Raw genomic sequence first — 287 nt, forward strand, 5'->3', positions numbered from 1 at the left:
GCCCCGGCGCATGGCACGGCCCCCCAGCCGCCGCCCGTCGTGCGTGCACTACCGGTGGCAAATCTCGCTGCGAGCTTTCAGGAAGCCGTCGTCGATGTTCTCGCGGAAAAGACGGTGCAGGCCGCCGTCGAGTTTGACGCAAAAATGATCCTGCTCGCTGGCGGTGTGGCAGCCAACGAGGCACTGCGCCGCCAGGTGCGCGCGCGCAGCCCCATCCCCACGCGTTACCCGCCCCCCTCGCTGTGCACCGACAACGCCGCCATCGTGGCCAGCGCCGGGTTCTTTCG

1 protein-coding gene is annotated in these 287 nt (G+C 69.3%); it reads left to right on the forward strand.

What is annotated here, in order from left to right; all coding sequences use genetic code 11:
* Nucleotides 1-287: hypothetical protein (locus tag MD536_RS21300; protein ID WP_317208151.1), on the forward strand; the 287-nt coding region annotated here is incomplete at both ends.

Source organism: Flavihumibacter cheonanensis (assembly GCF_022352215.1).
GTDB lineage: Bacteria > Bacteroidota > Bacteroidia > Chitinophagales > Chitinophagaceae > Flavihumibacter > Flavihumibacter cheonanensis.